The organism is Candidatus Zixiibacteriota bacterium (genome assembly GCA_021159005.1).
Classification (GTDB): domain Bacteria; phylum Zixibacteria; class MSB-5A5; order UBA10806; family 4484-95; genus JAGGSN01.
Map to the genome: position 1 here is coordinate 1 of JAGGSN010000011.1, position 4,508 is coordinate 4,508.

Genomic DNA, 4,508 nt, shown 5'->3' on the forward strand with positions numbered 1-4,508 from the left:
CCTTCGGATCAAGGCTGTGTGTATATTTTTCCCCAACAGCGTGCGTGAGGCACGCACCTATAAAAGATTTACCGTTACCCTCCACGCCTTGTAGCAAGGGCGCCCACTGAAATTTTGCGCCTGGGTACTGGACACAAGCAGCGAGGTACGCAAGCAGAATACCCCTATCGTGCTTCTCGGGAAGCATCTTATCTATCAGTCCCAAGAAGGGCGCAGGGTCGCCTACGATACGTTTGGTATCGATTGGGGCGTACGTATTAATAAACTTCAGTCCCTCAGATTCGCCTATCTCTCCGGGCATTAACTCAGGTAGGAAGCGGGCTGTGTGTACCTGGGGGAATTTATGCGCCTGCGATTCAGTAAATATCTCCCAGGCGTTCCTTGTGGTCTTGTCGCCCATGGCGTCAAGAGTGAATACGTGCCCCCCGAAGGTGGCCCTGAACTGTTCTGGCCGCAATAGGTCGCCTGTATCCGGTACGAATACACGGTGTGCGTCCCGGACGTAGCAACATCCATGAAATAGTTTAAGTTGGTCTTGCAATGTGCAAAACTGGAAGCCTGGAGTAGCATCGGACGAAGGGGGCTTAGCGCCGGCGCGTTGCTTATAAACGTTCGAGCAGCCAGCCACCGCCCTTAAGACTGTAGCCACCTTGTACTTCTCTCTCTCCAGCCACTTATCACGGGAGAGAGCGGATTGCTGGAACAGTCTGTCTATGCGTTCGCAGTCCTTGCCCGTCCAGAAGGCAAGGTGGGCGCAGAGGGCTGCGTCTGCAACAGACCAATCGAACGCCCGGCCCTGGTCACCGGCAGTGTCCGGGAAAGTTTTACTAAGAGCTACTTCGTCTGCTTCCCAGAGCTGTTTAATTGTGGCGGTGTCCCCCAGGATACCTCTGGCTGACTTAGCCTTGAGCATCCTTGATATGAGAGTCTTATCGTCTTTCGGTCCGGACCATTCCGGTACAGGTTCCGTCGTCCAGTTCCCCGGAGATCCTGATACGGTGGGGCCCGCCGGGAAATACTCGGATATCCAATTCCCGTAGACAGCAACGTCCGGTGAGTAACTTGCATCACCTACCGTATTACTGCCTGTTAAGGCCACAAACCTCCCGGACGTATAGAATTGAGTATCTAATGACTTGCTGTCGCATCCGTGCGGCCAGTCGCCGGGCGGTATGACGCCGAATATGTGCATTCCAGTATTGGATTGGGATACTTCTATCCCGCACCCGGCAAATGTGGCGCACATTTGTCTCGCTGCGTCGCTCCACCCCTCCACTGTCATGGCGTCGTCTATATCTATAAAGAAAAATGGGTCATCCTCCGTAAATACAAAGGCAACGCGCATACCTGTAGCAAATGCTTCTTCCGCCGTCACATGTGCCGCCTTATCATGCGCGTTACATACCTGGGCGTTATGCGGGTTCACAGGCAACTTATCCACCTTGCCGTTACCTTTGGGTACGGGCTTCCAATTTATAAACTGTGGGTACGCCGCCAGAGCTTGCAGGGCGGGGGGTAGTGATGTCATCATATTTGCCCCCTCGTGTTCACAAAGAACCCCAAGTCCTTTAGGGCGTACAGTCTTTGTGCGTTGTCTCTGCCCCAAGCTACCAACATTGACCCACTGCCCGCGCCAGACCCACCCGTTTTCCCGTAACCGTCAACAAACTTTATTCTGCCACGTAAAAAGAGAATACCATCGGCGTGTATGCAGATATCTTGGAACCATCGACAATCGGTTCGTGCGAATACGAGAGCAATCCCCTGCCCATGGTTATATAATTTCTTCAACCAGGTTTTTGTGTGGGGGCCATACGGCGGATTAAGCCATACGTTCCCTACCCATTCTTTTGATAAGCCGTCGTCCGTTTTGTTATATGTTTTTCGAACGGGTATCCACGATGGTGCGTATAGTTCGGGGTAACATGGGTCTAAATCGAAAATAAGACCTAAGCTATCAAAGACCCATTTTGGTGTGTACCATTCGACTGTTTTATTATTTACGTTATCATGTGTAAAACCTGTCTGAACCATATCTACTCCTATTGTATAATGTTATAAACGCTTTTTCTGCTGTCTGCGGTACCACTCCGTTTCCAAGTAGTCTAAGTCTGTCAGTCCTGGGGGCAGACCCAGCAACTGTTCTACCCAATTCGGATTGAGTCGCAACCCTCGGTTCCTCCCATTCGTGCTGGAGCTCTCCGGGTCGTGCTGGCCATAAGTCACAGCGTGATGTAACTGTACTTGTTTTCTTTTCTTGCTGCCTGAAGCATTTGCGTCTCCCGTATTCGGACTCGGCCAATTCATGTCCTTTACCGCCGCCGGAAGCATCCCGCTCATTTTTCCAGGTACTCTCCGTACGTATGATTCCCTGCCATCTTTCCAGTCTACTACTCTTGCGGTTGGCCAAGATAAAGACCCGTTTTCTTTGGTGCGGTGCGCCGACTTCAACCGCGCTGAATACTCCGCACTTAGGTTGGTACGCCATTTCTTCCAGATCGGCGAGGACTTCGGCGATCCCTTTGCTAAGATGTCCTTCAACATTTTCGAGAAAAACCCACCCTGACTGACAGGCCCGAATCGTTTCCCGAACAAAAGGCCATAGGTGTCTTTCATCTTCACTGCCACGGCGTTTCCCAGCAGTACTGAATGGCTGACAGGGGTACCCCCCAGTAAGGATATCAACGAGACCTCGAAAGAGTCCCGGTTTGAAGGTCTTAAGATCCGTCCAGATAGGTGCCGGAACCATCCGCCCCGTTTCCATCTGGTTAACCAGGTTCGCAGCAGCGAAAGCTTCGATCTCCACATGAGTGAGGACGGTGACGCTTCCAAACACTCTCTCAAGTCCTCTTTCGATCCCACCATACCCTGTGCATAGGCTGAGTATAGTGGGTGATTCTTGGGTATTATCCACACTGTAGGTCCCCCGTCCATTTGTAAGTAAACGATCCGGTATCAAAGCATCTACTGCTTTTTAATCTCCCCCGTGTGACTTTTTTAGCCCCGAATCCCAAGGCGCCGGTTATTGGTATCCTGGCTTCCTTTAATTTACGTAGGACAGTCTGGGGGTCTTGATCTTTTTTATCTATCGTGACAGTTATTATCATAAGTCCTCCACTCTTGCTACAAATTTACCTATACCACCCAGGGCTGTTACTAACTCTATCCATGCAAGCTGTGCTTTTTCACGGGCGGTGCCTTTATATTTCCATCCACCGCGTTTGACCTCGATTGCCGTAAAGATCCCCAGGGTCCGACCGGCCACCTGAACGGGCGTAATGCCGATCAAGTCCGACGATTTAATGTGTGAGTTAACCTTTGATGAATCATTACCCAGGCCATATCGCACCATTCGTCCCGTGTTATCCACGCAGGCGCCATTATTATTTCGCCAAAGCCGCATACCCCGGCGGGATGCTTCAAGCCGTATGGCCTGCTGCACCACTGCTTCCGCCGTACCAGCCTTACCGCTTATTGTGTCTGTTACCAGTCTCGCTCTCAGATCCGCGATTGCTGTGGGCGATATGCCCCAGTCTGTTGCCCATTTTTCAATCATACTACCTCCTGCGACCGTATTGCGTTTGAGAAGTCCGCGTTCGCATTAAATAATTCTACTTTAGCTACCATATATTCAATAGATGTATCTACATCCATTTTTCTAAATTTCTCCCTTTTTTCGTGTGCTATCCTTGCGAGCATTCTAACTTTTTCGTTAGTCATATTTACCGCCTTTCTGTGCGTTTACTAACAGCGCCTGCCCCCAAACTGCGCGCATCCGCTTTTTAAATAATCTCATATACCACGGGGTGTTAACGCTAAACCATCTTTCAAATTCAGCAACATATGCATCCCAGGGGGTAACCTCTGGGTGACTAAAAGAAGGACCTTGTTTTATTTTAGTCATATCAGTGTCTCCCTTATTTGTATAGTTAATTCTTCTGCTTCACGACGCCCCAACGTTTGGGCTGTCATTACGTCTGTGCCAAAGGTACCAAGGAACCGTCTGTAACTAATGCTATCCGATTGTCCCGCAGCCCTCTGGTAACCCGCCCATTCTGCTATGGCATCTCTTAATATTGCCTGCGCTTCCTGCCGTAGTCTGTGGTTCTTCATTGCCCCTGCCACAGCTATACCGGGTGCGTGTGCATGCCGCATCTTATCACCCACAACGCTTGCGGGAGCGTTTATTCGATCAATTTCAGTCTGCATGTTGGCTAATACTTCTGGAGTTAATTCGAGTAAGTCGCCCTCAACCTGGTCGATAGACCCCCGACCTTCCGGGCGGTACACATGACCACAGAAGGGACAGGCGGCCATATAAGATTCATAGACTGCGGTACACTCAATGCAGGTGCGTACTGAAATTAGCCCAGGTGTTTTTCCGCTACTGCGCTTCTCTCGGGCGTCAAGCGTCCATACTTGTGGTGAGTCCGGCAGCCCCCGCGTTGCTGCGTGTCGCAGCACATTGCCTACATGATCAATTATGATACCACAATTTTTACCAGGGA

At 50.6% G+C, this 4,508-nt stretch carries 6 protein-coding genes; all 6 read right to left on the reverse strand.

Annotation, left to right across the window (positions count from 1 at the left end):
• A partial coding sequence (locus J7K40_00755) for a hypothetical protein (protein MCD6160928.1) occupies positions 1-1,531 on the reverse strand: 1,531 nt, incomplete at its 3' end.
• Entirely contained in the window at positions 1,528-2,034 is a 507-nt protein-coding gene (locus tag J7K40_00760; protein MCD6160929.1) for an adenine methyltransferase, read from the reverse strand. The genes J7K40_00755 and J7K40_00760, both read right to left, overlap by 4 nt.
• Entirely contained in the window at positions 2,009-2,914 is a 906-nt protein-coding gene (locus J7K40_00765) for a DNA cytosine methyltransferase (GenBank protein MCD6160930.1), read from the reverse strand. The genes J7K40_00760 and J7K40_00765 overlap by 26 nt, the downstream gene beginning before the upstream one ends.
• A gap of 189 nt (positions 2,915-3,103) precedes the next feature.
• Positions 3,104-3,556, reverse strand: a complete 453-nt coding sequence (locus tag J7K40_00770; GenBank protein MCD6160931.1) for a hypothetical protein — start codon at positions 3,554-3,556, stop codon at positions 3,104-3,106.
• Positions 3,553-3,720 carry a hypothetical protein gene (locus J7K40_00775; protein MCD6160932.1) on the reverse strand — a complete coding sequence of 56 codons (168 nt, stop codon included), beginning with the start codon at positions 3,718-3,720 and terminating at the stop codon, positions 3,553-3,555. The genes J7K40_00770 and J7K40_00775 overlap by 4 nt, the downstream gene beginning before the upstream one ends.
• The gene (locus J7K40_00780; GenBank protein ID MCD6160933.1) at positions 3,713-3,904 is read right to left on the reverse strand and encodes a hypothetical protein; all 192 of its coding nucleotides are present in this window, start codon (positions 3,902-3,904) and stop codon (positions 3,713-3,715) included. The genes J7K40_00775 and J7K40_00780 overlap by 8 nt, the downstream gene beginning before the upstream one ends.
• Positions 3,905-4,508: the final 604 nt, after the last annotated feature.